This window comes from Thalassobaculum sp. (genome assembly GCF_040219215.1).
GTDB lineage: Bacteria > Pseudomonadota > Alphaproteobacteria > Thalassobaculales > Thalassobaculaceae > Thalassobaculum_A.
Genome location: NZ_JAVJSX010000034.1, coordinates 72995 through 90726, shown reverse-complemented (window position 1 = coordinate 90726; position 17732 = coordinate 72995). Strand labels below are relative to the sequence as shown.

The window sequence follows — 17732 nt, the reverse complement described above, 5'->3', positions numbered from 1 at the left end:
GACGACACCAATTCCGATCGCGCGCGGCCCGGCGCGATTCCGGCGGTCGGTTGCTCTTCCATCCGATCCGGCACCGACCTAATCTCCCGGCCGTATGATGACATGGGAGGATGGCATGGCGGAGCAACTCCGCATCGGGTTCGTCGGCGTCGGGATGATGGGTCACGGCATGGCCAAGAACCTGATCGAAAAAGGCTTCGCCGTTTCGGTCCTGGGGAACCGCAACCGCGGCCCGGTGGAGGACCTGAAAGCCCGCGGTGCCGCCGAGGAGGCGACGCCGAAGGCGCTGGCCGAGACCACCGACGCGGTGATCCTGTGCCTGCCGAATTCGCAGATCGTGGAGAACGTCGTGCTCGGCCCCGACGGCATCCTGGGGGCGGCGCGTCCCGGCTTCGTGCTGGTCGATTCCAGCACCGCCGAACCGACCTCGACCAAGAAGGTCGGCGCGGCACTGGCCGCCAAGGGTGCCGACATGCTGGACGCCCCGGTGACCATGACCCCGAAGGAGGCCGAGGCCGGCACCCTGAACGTGCTGGTCGGCGGCGAGGCGGCGGTGCTGGAACGGCTGCGGCCGGCGTTCGACGCCTACGCCCGCAACGTGTTCCACATCGGTGCGCTCGGCTCGGCGCACTCGTTGAAACTGATCAACAATTTCATGAGCATGGCGATGTCGGCGCTGGTTGCCGAGGCTGCCACCACCGCGCGGGCATCCGGGGTCGACCTCGGCAAGCTGCGCGAGGTCGTGTCCGCCGGGGCGGTGAACTCCGGCATGTTCCAGAAGATCATGGCCTACGCGGTCGACGGCGACCCGTCCGGCCTGCAGTTCGCCATGGTCAACGCCCGCAAGGACGTCGGCTACTACGCCAATCTGGCCGCGGCGGCCGGGCTGCCGAGCCCGTTCGGATCGACGGCACTGCAGGTCTATACCCTGGCCTGCTCGGCCGGCCACGGCGACAAGCATGTGCCGTTGCTGGTCGATGTCATGGCAGAGCTTGGCGGTCTTGAGCGGGGGTCGAAGTGAGCGAGCGGGTAGACGCCGTCGTCATCGGGGCCGGGGTCGTCGGCCTCGCCTGCGCGCGGGCGCTGGCGCTGCAGGGCCGCGAAGTCCTGGTGCTGGAGGCCGCCGAGGCGATCGGCACCGAGACCAGCTCCAGGCATTCCGAGGTCATCCACGCCGGGATCTACTACACGGTCGGATCGCTGAAGGCGCGGTTCTGTGTCGAGGGCAAGAACAAGTTGTACCGCTACCTCGACGATCACGGCGTGCCGTACAACCGGCTCGGCAAGCTGATCGTCGCGACGTCGGAGGACCAGATTCCGGCACTGCAGCAGATCCAGGACCGGGGTGCCAAGGCCGGGGTCGACGACCTGACCTTCCTGTCGCACAACGAGGTGACGGCGCTCGAGCCCGAACTGCGCTGCGTCACCGCCCTGCTGTCACCGTCGACCGGGGTGCTCGACAGCCACTCCTACATGCTGGCCCTGCAGGGCGACGCCGAAGAGCGCGGGGCGATGATCGCCTTTCACGCGCCGGTCGCCGGCGGGCGGATCGAGGAGGACGGCATCGAACTGGTGGTCGGCGGTGCCGAGCCGATGACCCTGAAGGCCACGACCGTGGTCAACTCCGCCGGGCTGCACGCCCAGCCGATGGCGGCGGCGCTGCAGAACTTCCCGGCCGACAAGGTACCGCCGCAGTACTTCTGCAAGGGCAACTACTACACCCTGTCCGGGGTGCGCGCGCCGTTCCGCCACCTGATCTATCCGGCGCCGGAACAGGCGGGGCTCGGCATCCACCTGACCCTCGATCTGGGCGGTCAGGCACGGTTCGGCCCGGACGTGGAGTGGGTGGAGAAAATCGACTACGCGGTCGATCCGCGTCGTGCCGACAGCTTCTACGCCGCCGTGCGCAAGTACTGGCCGGGCCTGCCCGACGACTCGCTGCAGCCGGGGTATTCCGGGATGCGCCCGAAGATCCAGGCCCCCGGCCAGCCGGCCCTCGACTTCATGGTGCAGGGACCGCGCGACCACGGCGTGCCGGGGCTGGTGAACCTGTACGGAATCGAATCGCCGGGCGTGACCTCGTCACTGGCGATCGCCGACCATGTCGGCGAAATGCTGGGATAGCCGGCAAATGAAATTCTGATGGGTTGGTGATAAGAAGGTTCATATCGGTAAGAGTGACCGCCCGACATTGAACGCCGACCAGCGAGGGCAGATGCGCCGGTTCTTCCAGCTAACGCAGCTGTCGCTCGCGGTCCTGCTGATGTCGTGCCTCGCCTCGGTTGCAGCGGCACAGATCGTTCCCCGGACGGCCGGCGCAGCCGAAGTGGCTGCCGCGCTGCCCGACCCGCTCACCCCCGAAGCCGTTCGCGAGATGGTCTCGCAACTGTCGGACGAGCAGGTCCGGGCAATGCTGCTGGAACGGCTCGATGCGGTGGCGAAAACCACCGAAGCCGGGACGGGCCCCGGTTTCCTGCAATGGGCGAGGACCGCCGTTCAGGGCGTGCTCGGCAATATCGCCGAGGCCTTCCGGCAGCTGCCGAACCTGGGCCGGAACGCGTCGATCCTCTGGACCGAGTTCGTCGGACCGCGCGGTCCCTCGGGCCTCGCCCTGCTCTCCGGCTGGCTCGCGGCCACCATCGCCGCCGGCCTGGCCGTCGAGGCGGTCGTCCGGCGAGCGGTTCGCCGATGGCGCCGCCACGATCCGCCGTCCACCGGTTTCCGGGACTCGGTGACCACCCTCGGCCGCCGATTCGCGGTCGACTCGGTCGGGCTCGTCGGCTTCTACATCGGCGCCTGGATCGTGGTCGACCGCGTCATCCCAGGCGACAGCATTCATCCGTTCGTCCCCGACATCACCAGCAAGTTCATCGAGTTCCTGGTCTTCAACGTCGTGATCTACACGCGCGTCGCCGCGATGATCGCGCGCTTTGTCCTGGCGCCCCAGGACAAGTCGATCCGGCTCGTCCCGATGGAATGCGACGACGCCAAGTTCCTCTACCGAAGCATCGTCATGATCGGTGCCTTCTGGGGACTGACCGGATTCCTTCGGCCGTTCTTTCCGACCCACGGCGTTCCGGAGAGCGCGTTCCGCATCCAGTTCTGGCTGCACCTGCTGCTTTACGGCTGGATGTTCTGGACCATCTGGCGGTCGCGGTACGCCCTCACCCGCATGCTGATTACCGGGCCTGAGGACCGGAACTCGTCCGCCGAGCGGTTGATCGCGCAGATCTATCCGTATTTCGCGATGGTGCTGATCGTCCTGAACTGGTTCGTGGTCGAGTACATTCATTCCCAGGACTGGGGCGGCGACCTGCTGGACGGACGGCAGAACACCACGCTGCTCACCCTGATCTTCGCGCCCGCGCTCGACGGCGCGATCCGCGGGCTCGTCCGGCACCTGGTGCCGCCCATGACCGGCGAAGGCGCCCTCGCCGAACACGCCCACGAACAGACAAAGCGCAGCTACATCCGGATCGGCCGGGTGATCGTGTTCGGCCTGGTGATCCTGTTCGTCACCCGGCAATGGGGCTTCAGCTTCACCAACATCGCCGAGGCCGGCGTCGGCGCTCGGGCTGCGCTGAAGCTCGTCGAAGTCCTGCTGATCCTGGCGGTCGGCTACCTGCTGTGGGAGACGACCACGCTGTGGGCCAACCGCCGGCTGGCGGCGGAGCAGACCGCCCTCGGTTTCGACCCCAACGAGGATGAACCGGGCGGCGGCGAAGGCGGCGGGGCCGGCGGCTCCCGGCTTGCCACGATCCTGCCGCTGGTCCTGCTCACCCTGCAGTCGGCGATCATCGCGATCACCCTGCTGATTGCTCTCGGCAACATCGGCATCGACATCACGCCGTTGCTGGCCGGTGCCGGCATCGTCGGCCTCGCCGTCGGATTCGGCGCGCAGAAGCTGGTCGCCGACATCGTCAGCGGCGTGTTCTTCCTGATCGACGACGCCTTCCGCACGGGGGAATACGTCGAGGTCGAGGGCACTTTCGGCACAGTGGAGAAGATCTCCATACGATCGATGCAGCTGCGCCATCACAAGGGGCCGGTCCACACGATCCCCTATGGCGAGATTCCGAAGATCACCAACTACAGCCGCGACTGGGTGATCATGAAGCTGCGGTTCACCGTGCCCTTCGACACCGACCCGAACGTCGTGAAGAAGATCTTCAAGCAGATCGGCGAGGACATGTCCCGGGTGCCGGAGTTCGCCCAGGACATCCTGCAGCCGTTCAAGAGCCAGGGCGTCCTCGACTTCAACGATGTCGGCATGATCGTGCGCGGCAAGTTCATGGCCAAGCCCGGCAAGCAGTTCACCCTGCGCAAGGAGGTCTTCCAGCGCGTGAAGGCGGCGTTTGCCGCGAAGGGAATCGAGTTCGCCCGGCGCGAGGTGCGGGTGTCGATCCCCGGGCTCGATCAGGCCGAGAAGCTGACCGACGACGAACGCACCGCGATCGCCGCCGCCGCGACCGACGCGGCGCGTCGGAGCGATGAGGGCGCCCCCTGAACCTGTTGCCCTGGCGCGCCCGCTTGTGTTGATCCAACCGAACAATAGATGTATTCATGATGCATCTTTAAATGCCAAACGCATCCCGCCATGTCTTCCAGCGCCGACAACGACCCTCTCGTCTCCGAAGCGGAGATCGAATCGACGATCGCCCTGTTCTATGGGCGAGCCCGGGAGGATGCGCTGCTCGGCCCGATCTTCCGCAGCGCCGTTCCGGATGCGCAATGGAATGAGCACATCGCCAAGATCATCGCATTCTGGCGCAAGGTCCTGCGCCGCCAGCCCGGCTACGAAGGCAACCCGATGCAGGTCCACGTGGCCCTGGACGTGCTGCAGCAGGAGCATTTCGAGCGCTGGCTGACGCTGTTCGAAGCCGCGGCCCGGGAAACATGCCGTCCGCCCGCCGCCGACGCCTTCGTGGAGCGAGCGCGCCTGATCGGTTCCTCGCTGCAGCACGGGCTCGACTTCTTCCGGGCGCGCGCCCGGGCGGCCGGGTGAGGCCGTGCAGCTCAGCCAGTTCACCGACTACGCGCTGCGGACCCTGATCCTGGTCGCGCTGAACGGCGACCGGCGCACCACGATCGACGAGATCGCCACCCGCTACGGCATTTCCAAGGAGCATCTGCGCAAAGTCGTCCATCTGTTGTCCCGACTCGGCATTCTGCAATCAACACGCGGAAAGAACGGTGGTTTACGGCTCAATATAACGCCTGAAACCCTCCGTATCGGCGACATCGTGCGGGCGACGGAAGGCGGATTTGCCATGGCGGAATGCCTGAGGGCCGACCAGGCCGGACAGTGCCCGATCGACGGAGTGTGCCGCCTGTCCGGCATCCTGCGCGGCGCCACCACCGCGTTCCTTGCAGAACTCGATCGCCACACGCTCGCCGAGCTGGTTGCCGAACGCGACTCACTGCTGCGGCGCCTCACCGCTCGACCGGTATCCGAGACAACCCGCCAAGCCCTCAATCCACCGTGATCGCGCCAGGAAGCCAGTTCACCGCCGCCACTTCCCCGATCAGTTCCTGCACCATCAGACTCGGGGGATCGAGGGCACTGGTCGCGATGATCACCGGCTCGGCAGCCGCGTCGTCTGCAATCCGCAGGGTCGCGATCGGACGGCCGTCATAGCTGTGCTGTGCCGCCGGCCGAGTGTAGGAGAGGCCGACCCCCAGCCCGTTTCCCGCCATGCTGCGCATGGTTTCCAGCGATGCCGCCCGGTGCACCACCCGTGGCGCCAGTCCACGCTGCCGGAACAGGTCGATCATGTGCCGCACACTCAGGCCCTGATCCGCCAGCACCAGCGGCTGTCCCGCCAGTTCAGCCAGCGTAACGACGCCTCGGGCGGCCAGCGGGTGGTCGGCGGACACCACGGCATGCGGCGCGATCAACGCAATCCGGCGCCGCTCGAAGCCTTCATCCAGGCCGAGATCATAGGTCACGGCGAAATCGATGCGGCTGCAGCGCACCTCCTCGGACAGCATCTCGAACCCGCCGACACGGGTCGACACGGTGATGTCCGGCCGACGGGCCCGCAGGTGAAGCAGCATCGGGGCCAGGACCATCGGTGCCAGGTCGTCGAAGCAACCGATCACCACCGGCCGGCCGGCTCCGGGATGGACCGCGTCGGGATCGACCAGCCGCTCGACCCCCGCGAGCAGTTCGGCCGCTTCCTCCAGGAAGCCGCGGCCGTACGCGGTCGGGACGAAGCTGCTGCCCTTGCGCCGCACGAACAGCGGCCGGCCGAGCTGGCCCTCAAGCTGCGCGACCGCTACCGACAGCGCCGGTTGCGAAATCCGCAGCGCCTCGGCTGCCGCCACCACGCCGCCGTGCCGACCGCGTACTCCAGCTGGCGCAGCTGGTAACCGATAGCATTTCTATATGCCCGAAATTCAGATTGATTATTTGAAACTATGCTAGGCGGCGCGCACGGTTCCCTGCAACGCGATTGCAACGGGAGGCGGGCGATGACGACAGCCGGACTGATCGGCGCGGATCAGGTCGAGGCGTTCCAGCGCGATGGCGTGGTTCTGGTGAAGGGCTTGTTCGCCGACTGGGTCGACACCATCCGCGCCGGCATCGCGCGCAACATGGCCGAACCCGGCCCCTACGCGGCGGAGAACCTGAAACAGGGCGAGGCCGGCCGGTTCTTCGACGACTACTGCAACTGGACCCGGATCCCGGAGTTCGAAGCGGTGGTCCGGAACTCACCCGCCGCCGGGGCCGCCGCGATCCTGACCCGCTCTCGGTCCGTGCAGGTGTTCCACGACCATGCCCTGGTCAAGGAACCGGGCACCTCCAAGCCGACGCCCTGGCACCAGGACAGCCCGTACTATTTCGTGGAGGGCGAGCAGACCGTCAGCTTCTGGTCTCCGGTCGATCCGGTCACCGACGCGTCGCTGCGCTGCGTCGCCGGCTCGCACCGCTGGGACAGGCCGGTCCTGCCGACCCGGTGGCTGTCGCAGGAAAACTTCTACCCGGACGCCGAGGCCTACATGCCGGTGCCCGACCCGGATGCCGAGCCTGACCGATACCGCGTGCTGGAATGGCCGATGCAGCCCGGCGATGCGGTCGCCTTCGACTTCCGGATCCTGCACGGCGCCCGTGGCAACAACACGACCGCCCGGCGCCGGGCCTTCTCGCTGCGGCTGCTGGGCGACGACGCGCGCTACGTGAACCGGCCCGGCCCGACTTCGCCGCCGTTTCCCGGGCACGGCATGATCACGGGGCAGAAGCTGCGCGAGGACTGGTTCCCGACGGTTTACCCAGCCTGACCGGCCGGCGGGGCTTGCCGCGATCCCGGTAGCGCGCTTTGATCGCCGCCGGGAGGAAGCCATGCTCGAACGGGCCGACGGCTACGAGGCAGTGCGCGATCGGTTCCGCTGGCGGATTCCGCAGCGCTACAACATCGGCGTCGATGTCTGCGACCGGCACGCCGACGCGGGTGCCGGCACCGCGCTGATCCACATCGCTGCCGACGGATCGGTGGCGGAGCACTCCTTCACCGACCTGAAGCGCCAGTCGAACCGGCTGGCCAACGTGCTGACCGCGGCGGGGCTGCAGCGCGGCGACCGGGTCGGCATCCTGATGCCGCAGCGCCCGGAAACCGCGATCGCCCACATCGCCGCCCACAAGGCCGGCATGGTGTCGGTGCCGCTGTTCACCCTGTTCGGCGAGGACGCGCTGGCCTACCGGCTCGGCGACTGTGCCGCGGCCGCCCTGGTGACCGACCGTGAAAGCCTGCCGAAGATCGAGGCGATCCGCGCCCGGTTGCCAAGCCTCAAGGTGATCCTGGTCGCCGACACCGGCAAGGACGGCACCGGCTGGCAGGCGCTGGATACGGCACTCGCCGCCGCGTCCGACGCCTTCACCCCGGTCGATACCGCCGCCGACGACCCGGCGGTCATCATCTACACCTCGGGCACCACCGGCCAGCCGAAGGGCGCGCTGCATGCCCACCGGGTCCTGCTCGGCCACCTGCCGGGCGTGGAGTTTCCGCAGGAGTTCTTCCCGGCCGCCGGCGACCGGTTCTGGACTCCGGCGGACTGGGCCTGGATCGGCGGGCTGCTGGACGTGCTGCTGCCGTCGCTGCACCACGGCATACCGGTGGTGGCGCACCGCTTCGCCAAGTTCGATCCGGAAGCGGCGTTCGACCTGATCGCTCGGCACCGGGTGCGCAATTCCTTCCTGCCGCCAACCGCGCTGAAGCTGATGCGCCAGGTGCCCGATCCGCTGGCCCGGCACGCGCTCGCCATGCGCTCGATCGGCTCGGGCGGCGAGACGCTGGGAACCGAGTTGCTGGAATGGGGGCGCTCGGTGTTCGGGCTGACCATCAACGAATTCTACGGCCAGACCGAGTGCAATCTGGTGGTCGGCAACTGCGCGTCGATCCTGCCGGTCCGACCGGGCTCCATGGGCAAGCCGGTGCCAGGGCACGAGGTCGCCATCGTCGACCCCGCCGGGATCCCCCTGCCGGCCGGCGAGACCGGGGCGATCGCCGTGAAGCGGGGCGACCCGGTGATGTTCCTTGGCTACTGGAACAACCCTCAGGCGACCGACGCCAAGTTCACCGGCTCCGACCGGCAATGGATGCTGACCGGCGATCTCGGCCGCCAGGATGAGGACGGCTACCTGCACTATGTCGGGCGCGACGACGACGTCATTACCTCGGCCGGATACCGGATCGGTCCGGGCGAGATCGAGGACTGCCTGACCGCGCATCCCAGCGTCGCCCTGGCCGCGGTGATCGGCGTGCCCGATCCGCTGCGCACCGAATCGATCAAGGCCTGCGTGGTGCTGGCCGACGGCGCCGTGCCGAGCGACGCGCTGAAAGCCGAGATCCAGGACCACGTGAAGCGCCGCCTGGCAGCCCACGAGTATCCGCGCATCGTCGAGTTCGTCGACTGCTTGCCGATGACCACCACCGGCAAGATCATGCGGCGCGTGCTGCGCGACCGCCACGCCGCCGAAACCCAGGGAGACACCCCGTGAGCACGACAATCGACTACTACTTCTCGACCTCGAGTCCCTGGACCTATCTCGGTTCCGGGCGGTTCATCGAGATGGCCAGGAAGGTCGGCGCGACGGTCAACGTCTACCCGGTCAACTTCCACACCATCTTCGCGCAGTCCGGCGGACTGCCGCTGCCCAAGCGCTCGCCGCAGCGCCAAGCCTACCGGATGATGGAGCTGAAGCGCTGGCGCGACTATCTGGGAATCCCGATCGTCGTGGAGCCGGCGAATTTCCCGTCCAAGGCGCCGTTGGCGCCCCAGGCCATCATCGCCGCGCGCGAGTCCGGCCAGGATGCCCTCACGCTGACCGACGCGATCCTGACCGCGCTGTGGCGCGACGACCGGGACATAGACGACCCGACAGAGATCGCCGCGATCGCCGAATCGCTGGGGATGGACGGTCATGCGCTGGTCGACGCCGCACCTGGGTTCGCCGATGACTACAACGCCGACAGTGAAGCCGCCCTGGCGGCTGGCGTGTTCGGCGCGCCGAGCTGGGTGCTGCCGGACGGGGAGGTGTTCTGGGGCCAGGACCGCCTGGAACTGCTGCGCTGGCGGCTCGGGGCGTAGGGCCCGAGCCGGCCAGCCTGCCGGCTAACGACAACCGAACGTCGCTTCGTAGCCGTTGCCCTGCCTGTCGCGGTCGATCAGGACCGCGTCCCGGCCATAGTTGTCCTCGCAGTACAGATCGGCGCGTTTGGCGACCAGATCGTAGTCGGCCTCGGTATAGTAGGCGTAGCTGACGGTCGGACTGGTCGACGCGGTCTGATCAACCTGATAGCCGGCGCAGGCCGAAACCAACGCGGCGGGCGCGACCATCGTGAGCATCCAGAGCGTGCGCAATGGCTGTCTCCTTGCGTGCTGGTCGTTCCCTCCGGCTAACAACCTGGATGCGGATATCCCGGTTCCCGACGGCCGGGAGGCGGTATCGGCGCGCGATGCGCCTCAGCCGCATTTCGTCATGTCGCCGGTGGTGCGGTAGGTGCCCCAACGGTCGAAGCGCACCAGCACATGGCCCTTGCATCCCTCGACCCGGACCCAGGCGTTGTAGCCGACGACTTCGGTGTCGCCGAGACCCGAGCCGGTGGGCATCCCGGCCCAGGCCGCCCCGAACCCGCCGCCTGACAACCGCCCCCATTCCTTGACGATGGTCACCGAGGTCGGCTTGTACTGCGGCGGCACGCGTTCCAACGCCCGCTGTTCCAGGATCCGCTCGCCGCTCGCGGTCTCGGGATAGAAGGCGTTCGGATCAGCCGTGCACGCCCCGAGAACCTGTGCCGCTCCCAGCAGAACCGCGACGATCATGCCACGCATCGAAAACCCTCCCTGAGTATGCCTCGCATCAGATGTGGGTCGCGCGATCCCCATCCGCATTCTTCGCCGGAAAGACCGGACGGTTGACGGACTTGTTCCGTCGCGTCCGATGACCGACCCTGTCGGTGCGCTCGCAGTCCGGTCCGGAGGCCATGGTCATGCCGTTCACCCCAGTCATCGCCGTCATCACCGACGAGGTATCCGAGGATATCGGTACTGCCCTGGCTTTCATGGCTGACCATGATGTCGGCCAAGTCGACATCCGCTCGGTCGACGAGCGCAACGTGATCCTGTTCGATGACGCCGAACTGGCCGAACTCTCCGCCCGGCTCGGCGACGCGGGGGTGACGGTCGGCTGCTATTGCTCGCCGCTCCTGAAATGGCCACGCTCCGGCGCCAAGATTCCCGAGGGGGCCAATTTCCACGGCTTCGATCCGGGCGTGCTGACCCCGGAACAGGCGGTGCCGCGGGCCTTCGAGGTGGCCAACCGCCTCGGTGCGGCGCAGTTGAGGATCTTCTCCTACTTCACCTATGACGGCTTCCAGCCCGAGCATCTGGACGACGATCTGGATCACCTGCTGGATCTGGCCCAGACCCATGACGTGACCCTGGTGCTGGAGAACGAGCACGTCTGCAACGTCGCCACTTTGGACGAGATGACGGCGGTGGTGGCGCGGCGCGCCCATCCCCGGCTGCGCGGCGCGCTCGACCTCGCCAACCACCGGGCCGCCCGACCGCCGGCACCGACCGCCGACACGTTGGCCGCCGCCGCAAAGCTGGCCGGAACCGTGCACATCAAGGACTTCACCGGTGACCCCCGCCGGTTCGTGGCTTTGGGCGAGGGCATGGTGGACCACGGGCCGCTGTTCGACGCGCTGCGCGAGCATGGCCCGATCGGGCCGCTGGCGTTCGCCGTCGAAACCCATCAGCCGAAGGACGGTCCCGCCGTCACCGCCCGTTCGATCGCGGCCCTGCGGGCGATGCTGACCTAGCCCGCCGCCACCGCACGCACCGCTGCGATCGCGGTCTCGATGTCGCCGTCGTCGACGTCGAGGTGGGTGACCGCGCGCAGCCGCCCGTCGATCGCGCTGATTCGTACGCCATGCTTGGCCATCAGCCGCTTGGAGAACGCCGGGGCCTCGATCCCGGTGTCGCCGACCTGGAAATACACCATGTTGGTGTCGATCTCGTTCGCCGAGACCTGCACGCCCTTCACCCCGGCGATGCCCTCGGCGAAGCGGCGGGCGCGGGCGTGGTCGTCGGCCATCCGCTCCACATGGTGCTCCAGCGCATAGACGCCGGCAGCCGCGACGATCCCGGCCTGACGCATCGCGCCGCCGAACTGGTGCTTGAAGCGCCACGCCTCCTCGATGAACTCGGCCGACCCGGCCAGCACACCGCCCACCGGGCATCCCAGGCCCTTCGACAGGTCGATCCACACGGAGTCGCAGTCGGCGGCGAACGTGTCGGCCGAGATCCCGCTGGCCACCACGCCGTTCAGCAGCCGCGCGCCGTCCATGTGGAGCTTCAGGCCGTGGCGGCGGGCCGCGGCGGCCACGCCTTTCACGGTCTCCAGCGGCCACACCGCCCCGCCGCCGAGGTTGGCGGTGTTCTCGATCGAAATCAGCTTCTGGCGCGGCGCGTGACGGTTCTTCGGACGGATCGCCGCGTCGACATCGGCACCCGTGAAGATGCCGCGCACGCCACGGACCGTGCGGGTCATCGCGCCTGCCAGTGCGGCGGGCCCGCCAGCCTCGAAATGCAGGGCGTGGCCGGTTTCGTCCAGGATGATCTCGTCGCCGCGGTCGCACCACACCCGGTAGGCGATCTCGTTGCACATGGTGCCGGACGGCAGGAACACCGCCGCTTCCTTGCCCAGCAGTTCGGCCACCATGTCCTGCAGCCGGTTGACCGTCGGATCCTCATGGGCCTGCTCGTTACCGACCTCGGCCTCGGCGATCGCCTTGCGCATCCCGGCGGTCGGCCGGGTGACGGTGTCGCTGTACAGGTCGACCTTGGGGCGGGTGACAGAGGTGGATGCGGCGGGAGCGGCCATGGACGGGTTTCCTCAATAGAGCGCGAGACGGACCGAACGGCGCGGGACCTTGGAGCACCGTGTCGAAGCGGCAAAGACCAGCCGACATGGTATTTCCATGCGGCTTCCCGGCGCGAGAAACGAGAACGGACAGGTGCTGTACACGCTTTTACACGCGGCGCGGCACCCATCCGTCCACCTTCTCGGCCCGATTGCGTTCTCCTGCTGCGCATTGCCGGTCATGATGGCGACCCCATCTGTTCCATCACGAGCCATCGAACGGGATCCGCGATGTCTAATACCGACCTGCCATCCCGCCGCAACCTGCCGTTCCGGCTGTCGGTGCCGGAGAACGACAAGCTGGCGGTGCACGTGGTGTACGCGTTGTACGCCGCGACCATCGTGCTGGCGATCCCCGGGATGTTCGGCGTGCTGCTGGCCTATCTGAAGCGCCCGGAGGTCAGTGGAACCTACCTCGAATCGCACATCCACTGGCAGATCCGCACGTTCTGGCTCTGGCTGCTGATGTGGTTCATCGGCGTCGTGACCGCGATCGTGCTGGTCGGCTGGGTGATCCTGGGGTTCGCGCAGCTCTGGCTGCTGTACCGGATCATCAAGGGCTGGCTGGTGCTGGTCGACGCCAAGCCGATCGAGAACCCGACGGCGTTCTTCTGAGCACGTATCTGAAGCCTACCCGCGTTCGCGGTGATGGGCTGCCACGCGGACCGAGCCGGAGCCGTCCGGACGGCTGGACGTGTTGGCCCGGGCGATCTCCAGCATCATCTTGCGCAGCATGGCGGCGGTGAAGCTGGCCGGGTCCGGGGTCGACAGCACGAAGGCATAGGGCCCGCCGATGACCTCACGTTCGAAGAACCGCTCCACCACTTCGATCGCGTGCCCCCGGGCGTGCACCAGCCCGTTGATCGTGATGCCCTGGGCCAGCGCCTGGTCCCGCTCGACGAACGCTTCGCGGCCGAAATTGTCGACGCCGTCGGAGATCACGTTGAGGATGCGTTTGCTGGCCGGAAACGGCGCGGCTTCGAGCAGTTGCATCCCGGCTCCCAGCGCCAGCGCGATGTCGGTCTGCGGCTTGTGCTTGAAGTCGCTGCCACGCGCTTCGTAGTCGCGCATGGTCGCGATGATGGCTTCGGAGTCCCGCAACCCGGTGATCATCGTCCAGGGCACGACCACCTGGGTGCGGTCGAAACTCGACCACGTCATGACCGCAATCCCGATGCGTCCCTGCCAGCCGCCGCGCACGGTTGCCATGAACCGCGGATCGATCAGCGCCGCGGCCAGGGCCTCTACCTGTGCGGTACGGTCAAGCAGCTCGACGGATTCCGAGCGGTCCAGGGCGACGACCATGTTCAGATCGGTCATCGATTCGTCCGCCGACGCGGACGCGACGACCATCATAGTCAACGCGGCGGCGGCGACAGCAATGCGGAGCAGTCGACAGGCCATGGCCATCGTCTCCGGTGGAGCGGCGAGCACAAACGGCCGTCTCCAAGCCGACATCATACACCAATCGTGGGCTGCCGATGACTCCAACCGCTTCGCCCTCTGGCGCACCACGCAGTTTCACCCCACTTTGATGTGGGGAACGACACACAAACGCGGGAGGCGGCAATGCCGGTCGACATCCACCGCGACACCACGGGCCAGCGGGCCGACTATACGATCGACCAGAACTGGGATGCCTACACGGCTGAAGAACACGCGGTGTGGGCGACACTTTTCCAGCGGCAGGTGCGCCTGCTGAAGGACAGGGTGGTGCCGGTTTTCCTGGACCACGTGGACGGCCTGGCGATGGCCGGCGACGGCATCCCGGACTTCCGGCGGCTGAACGACATCCTGCACAAGGCGACCGGGTGGACCGTGGTTGCGGTTCCTGGGCTGGTGCCGGACGCCACGTTCTTCGAGCACCTTGCCAACCGTCGGTTCCCGTCGACCTGCTTCATCCGCAAGCCGGAGGAGCTCGACTATCTGGAGGAGCCGGACACCTTCCACGACGTGTTCGGTCACGTCCCGCTGCTGCTCGACCCGGTGTTCGCCGACTACATGCAGGAATACGGCAAGGGCGGCTTGAAGGCCGACGGCCAGGGCGCGTTGAAGCGGCTGGCCCGGTTGTACTGGTACACCGTCGAGTTCGGGCTGACCCGGACCCCTGACGGGCTGCGGATCTATGGCGCCGGCATCGCGTCGTCGGCCGGCGAGACCGTGTTCGCCCTTGAGGACCGCTCACCGAACCGGGTGGCGTTCGACCTGGAACGGGTGATGCGCACCGACTATCGGATCGACGACTACCAGGAAACCTACTTCGTGATCCCCGGCTTCCGGTCGCTGATGAAGGCGACCGAAGCGGATTTCACCCCGATCTACGCCCGGCTGGACGAGTTGGCCGACATACCGTCCGGCGCGGTGACCGACGGCGACCACGTGCTGAACTTCGGAACCGGCAAGTACCACCGCGAGCGGCAGCGCCAGACGGCCTAGGCGTCCGTTTCCAGGCGCTTCATCCAATCCTCGAGCACCCTCAGGGTGGTGGCGCTGACGTGATGCTCGATGCCTTCCGCGTCGTGGAAGGCCACCGATTCCGGTACCCCGATCGCCAGCAGGAAGCGCAGCACCACCGCGTGGCGGGCCCTCGAATCGTTGGCCAGCTCGCGGCCGGCATCGGTCAGGAAGATCGAGCGGTAGGGCTCGCTGGTGGCGAGGCCCCGAGCCTGAAGACGCCGGACCATCGCGGTCACCGTGGCCTGACGAACCCCCATGCGCTGGGCGATGTCCACCGCCCGCGCCTCGCCGGTCGCGTCGATCAGGTCGGCGATCAACTCGACATAGTCCTCGATCAGCTCGGTCTCATGGGCCTTGCGCACCCCGGTGTGCTGTCGGGCGTGCTGGTCGGCATCGATCAGCCGTCCCGGTTCGCCCGGACGGCTGACATGCGCAAGGGCGTCGTGCTTGGGGTCCGCCGTCATCGTTCAGGGCCTTACCCCACCGCGTGGATATTGACAAGTTGGAGAACACCCTTCAGTTCTTAGCATCAACTAACTTGTGATGCCTGTGTAGGATCGATCCGCCATGAACCTGCTCTCTATCAGCCGCCGCTTCCTGCTCAGCCGAGGCCTGATCGGCGGTGGCTTGCTGGGCGGTCTGGCGGCGTCGACCTCCGCACCCGCGTCGTCGCCGGCGTTGGGTTCGATCTGCTACGCGGACGGCCGGGCCGTCGGATCGCAGGCCCATGACAACCTGCACGCCCACGGCAACATGACGACCGTCGGCACGGTCGACCACGCCGCCAACGGCTTCGACCCGCACGACATCCTCACCGATTGGGATACCGGTGTGCTCTCGAGCGACGCCCAGGGCCGGACGGTCCGCAGTTTCGAGATCGTCGCCGAGGACAAGGAAATCGAGATCGCGCCGGGAATCCGGTTTCCGGCGTGGACCTACAACGGCCGGGTGCCGGGTCCGACCCTGCGGGCCACCGAGGGTGACCTGTTGCGGATCACCTTCCGCAACAATGGCTCGATGCCGCACACCATGCACTTCCACGGCATTCACGGCGCCAGCATGGACGGCGTTCCCGGGGCCGGCGAAATCTGGCCGGGGGAGACCTTCGTCTACGAGTTCACCGCTCGCCCGTTCGGCTGCCACTTCTACCACTGCCATTCGGTGCCGCTGAAGCGCCACATCCACAAGGGGCTGTACGGCGCGTTCATCGTCGACCCGGACCCGGCGCTGCACCCGGAGGCCGCCGACGTTGCGCGCTCGCGCCTGCTGGGCACGCCGGAGAACGCCCACTGGCAGGAGTTCCTGATGGTGATGAACGGCTTCGACACCAATTTCGACGACGAGAACGAGGTGTATGCCGTCAACAGCATCGCCCACGCCTACATGCACCGTCCGATCGTGATCGAGCGTGACCGGCCGGTCCGGGTCTACCTGATCAACGTGACCGAGTTCGACCCGATCAACTCCTTTCACCTGCACGCCAACTTCTTCGACTATTACGATCACGGAACGACCCTGCAGCCGACCCTGCGCACCGTCGACACCATCATGCAGTGCCAGGCCCAACGCGGGATCCTGGAGTTCTCGTTCGCCGGTTTCGAGCCGGGCCGCTACATGTTCCACGCACACCAGACCGAGTTCGTGGAACTGGGCTGGATGAGCTTCTTCGAGGTGCGGGCATGACGCGCCGGCTGTTCTGGACCCTGGGACCGGCGGCACTGATCGTGCTGGTCGTCTGGGGCTTTCTGTGGCTCGACCCGATGGCCGCGTTCCGCGGGATGACCCCGCCGGTCGAGGAATTGACGATTGAACGCACCATCCTGGATGAGACCGGCATCCATCTTCAGGTACGCGCCGGCGGCTCGGAGGCGATGACGATCGCCCAGATCCAGGTCGACGGGGCCTATTGGCGATTCTTCCAGGACCCGGCCGGTCCGATCGACCGGCTGGCATCGGTCCGTCTCGACATCCCGTATCCATGGGTTCTGGGCGAATCCCATCATCTGGTGCTGCTGACCGGCACCGGCGCCGCCTTCGAGCACACCATCGACGTGGCGGTCCCGACCCCGACACCCGACGCCGCCCTGCTGCAGACCTACGCCCTGGTCGGCGTCTTCGTCGGCGTGGTGCCGGTGGTCCTCGGCATGCTGTTCTTCCCCGCAATGCGATCGGCCGGTCCGGCGACCACCGTGTTCGTCCTGGCGCTCACCCTCGGCCTGCTCGCCTTTCTGCTGGTCGACACCATGTCGGAGGCCCTTGAGCTAGCGTCCGAGGCCGCGGCGCCGCTGGCCGTACCCGAACTGGTCTGGCTGGTAGCCGTCGCCACCACCGGCGGACTGTTCGCCGCCGGTCGACGCAACGGCGGCGCGCTGGAACCGATGGCACTGGCCGGTGCGATCGCGCTCGGTATCGGGCTTCACAATCTCGGCGAAGGCCTCGCGATCGGCAGCGCGTTCGCCAGCGGCTCGGCCGCACTCGGGTCGTTCCTGGTGATCGGCTTCACCCTGCACAACATCACCGAGGGCATCGGGATCGTCGCACCGCTTACGGCAAGCCGCCCTCGGTTGCTGGCACTGGCCGGCCTGGCGGCGCTGGCCGGGCTGCCGGCGGTCGCAGGGCTGTGGGCAGGCGCCTTCGCGTTCGCGCCGCATTGGGGCGCGCTGGCCCTGGCGGTTGGTGCCGGGGCCATCCTGCAGGTGATCGTCGAGGTCGGGCTGCTGATCCGCCGCCGGCTCGCCGACGGCAGCGTCCAACCGATGCCGGCACTGGCCGGCGGTATGGCCGGCGTCGCCCTGATGTACCTGACCGCGCTGATCGTACCGGCGTAGCCTGTCCTGGTTTGCCAGGA

Annotated in this window: 19 protein-coding genes; 13 read left to right on the top strand and 6 right to left on the bottom strand. The window is 67.4% G+C overall.

Annotation, left to right across the window (positions count from 1 at the left end; genetic code table 11):
- The first annotated feature begins 115 nt into the window (after positions 1-115).
- From RIC54_RS23265 to RIC54_RS23245, 5 genes are all read left to right on the top strand, one after another.
- Positions 116-1021, top strand: a complete 906-nt coding sequence (locus RIC54_RS23265; RefSeq protein ID WP_350091910.1) for an NAD(P)-dependent oxidoreductase — start codon at positions 116-118, stop codon at positions 1019-1021.
- Positions 1018-2124 carry an NAD(P)/FAD-dependent oxidoreductase gene (locus RIC54_RS23260; protein WP_350091907.1) on the top strand — a complete coding sequence of 369 codons (1107 nt, stop codon included), beginning with the start codon at positions 1018-1020 and terminating at the stop codon, positions 2122-2124. The genes RIC54_RS23265 and RIC54_RS23260 overlap by 4 nt, the downstream gene beginning before the upstream one ends.
- A gap of 91 nt (positions 2125-2215) precedes the next feature.
- Positions 2216-4507, top strand: a complete 2292-nt coding sequence (locus tag RIC54_RS23255) for a mechanosensitive ion channel family protein (RefSeq protein WP_350091904.1) — start codon at positions 2216-2218, stop codon at positions 4505-4507.
- Positions 4508-4597: 90 nt separating this feature from the next.
- Entirely contained in the window at positions 4598-5005 is a 408-nt protein-coding gene (locus RIC54_RS23250; protein ID WP_350091901.1) for a group III truncated hemoglobin, read from the top strand.
- Between the two features lie 4 nt (positions 5006-5009).
- The gene (locus RIC54_RS23245; protein WP_350091898.1) at positions 5010-5486 is read left to right on the top strand and encodes an RrF2 family transcriptional regulator; all 477 of its coding nucleotides are present in this window, start codon (positions 5010-5012) and stop codon (positions 5484-5486) included.
- Here the strand turns inward: RIC54_RS23245 and RIC54_RS23240 are convergent.
- Complete coding sequence (locus RIC54_RS23240; RefSeq protein WP_350091895.1) at positions 5473-6330, bottom strand: LysR family transcriptional regulator; 858 nt, start codon at positions 6328-6330, stop codon at positions 5473-5475. The two genes, RIC54_RS23245 and RIC54_RS23240, sit on opposite strands and share 14 nt — an antisense overlap.
- Positions 6331-6474: 144 nt before the next feature.
- Here RIC54_RS23240 and RIC54_RS23235 point away from each other — a divergent pair, with 144 nt between their 5' ends.
- The 3 genes from RIC54_RS23235 (at position 6475) to RIC54_RS23225 (ending at position 9588) form a co-directional block, all read left to right on the top strand.
- Positions 6475-7281, top strand: coding sequence for a phytanoyl-CoA dioxygenase family protein (locus RIC54_RS23235; protein ID WP_350091892.1), 807 nt, complete (start codon positions 6475-6477; stop codon positions 7279-7281).
- A 61-nt stretch (positions 7282-7342) separates the two neighbouring features.
- A complete protein-coding gene (locus RIC54_RS23230) occupies positions 7343-8998 on the top strand; it encodes an acyl-CoA synthetase (RefSeq protein ID WP_350151474.1) in 1656 nt (551 codons plus the stop codon).
- Entirely contained in the window at positions 8995-9588 is a 594-nt protein-coding gene (locus tag RIC54_RS23225) for a 2-hydroxychromene-2-carboxylate isomerase (RefSeq protein ID WP_350091883.1), read from the top strand. Before RIC54_RS23230 ends, RIC54_RS23225 begins: the two co-directional genes overlap by 4 nt.
- Before the next feature lie 24 nt (positions 9589-9612).
- Here RIC54_RS23225 and RIC54_RS23220 read toward each other — a convergent pair whose 3' ends face one another.
- Positions 9613-9837 (bottom strand): hypothetical protein, encoded by a 225-nt coding sequence (locus RIC54_RS23220; protein WP_350091880.1) that lies wholly within the window; start codon positions 9835-9837, stop codon positions 9613-9615.
- A gap of 126 nt (positions 9838-9963) precedes the next feature.
- The gene (locus RIC54_RS23215; protein WP_350091877.1) at positions 9964-10332 is read right to left on the bottom strand and encodes a hypothetical protein; all 369 of its coding nucleotides are present in this window, start codon (positions 10330-10332) and stop codon (positions 9964-9966) included.
- Positions 10333-10490: 158 nt separating this feature from the next.
- Here RIC54_RS23215 and RIC54_RS23210 point away from each other — a divergent pair, with 158 nt between their 5' ends.
- A complete protein-coding gene (locus tag RIC54_RS23210) occupies positions 10491-11324 on the top strand; it encodes a sugar phosphate isomerase/epimerase family protein (protein ID WP_350091874.1) in 834 nt (277 codons plus the stop codon).
- Here the strand turns inward: RIC54_RS23210 and RIC54_RS23205 are convergent.
- Positions 11321-12388, bottom strand: a complete 1068-nt coding sequence (locus RIC54_RS23205) for a threonine aldolase family protein (protein ID WP_350091871.1) — start codon at positions 12386-12388, stop codon at positions 11321-11323. The two genes, RIC54_RS23210 and RIC54_RS23205, sit on opposite strands and share 4 nt — an antisense overlap.
- Positions 12389-12658: 270 nt before the next feature.
- Between RIC54_RS23205 and RIC54_RS23200 the strand changes: the two genes are divergently transcribed.
- Entirely contained in the window at positions 12659-13042 is a 384-nt protein-coding gene (locus RIC54_RS23200) for a DUF4870 family protein (RefSeq protein ID WP_350091868.1), read from the top strand.
- A gap of 15 nt (positions 13043-13057) precedes the next feature.
- Here the strand turns inward: RIC54_RS23200 and RIC54_RS23195 are convergent, their stop codons facing one another.
- Positions 13058-13747: a DUF1194 domain-containing protein gene (locus RIC54_RS23195; RefSeq protein WP_350091865.1), complete on the bottom strand. Its 690-nt coding sequence runs from the start codon at positions 13745-13747 to the stop codon at positions 13058-13060.
- Between the two features lie 249 nt (positions 13748-13996).
- Between RIC54_RS23195 and phhA the strand changes: the two genes are divergently transcribed.
- The gene (phhA, locus tag RIC54_RS23190; protein WP_350091862.1) at positions 13997-14863 is read left to right on the top strand and encodes a phenylalanine 4-monooxygenase; all 867 of its coding nucleotides are present in this window, start codon (positions 13997-13999) and stop codon (positions 14861-14863) included.
- On the opposite strand, the gene mntR is transcribed toward phhA, so the two are convergent.
- On the bottom strand, positions 14860-15348 hold the full coding sequence (gene mntR / locus RIC54_RS23185) for a manganese-binding transcriptional regulator MntR (protein ID WP_350091859.1): 489 nt from the start codon (positions 15346-15348) through the stop codon (positions 14860-14862). The genes phhA and mntR overlap by 4 nt on opposite strands.
- 103 nt (positions 15349-15451) lie before the next feature.
- Here mntR and RIC54_RS23180 point away from each other — a divergent pair, with 103 nt between their 5' ends.
- Both RIC54_RS23180 and RIC54_RS23175 read left to right on the top strand, forming a co-directional pair.
- A complete protein-coding gene (locus RIC54_RS23180) occupies positions 15452-16567 on the top strand; it encodes a multicopper oxidase domain-containing protein (protein WP_350091856.1) in 1116 nt (371 codons plus the stop codon).
- Positions 16564-17712, top strand: a complete 1149-nt coding sequence (locus RIC54_RS23175) for a ZIP family metal transporter (RefSeq protein WP_350091853.1) — start codon at positions 16564-16566, stop codon at positions 17710-17712. The genes RIC54_RS23180 and RIC54_RS23175 overlap by 4 nt, the downstream gene beginning before the upstream one ends.
- Positions 17713-17732: the final 20 nt, after the last annotated feature.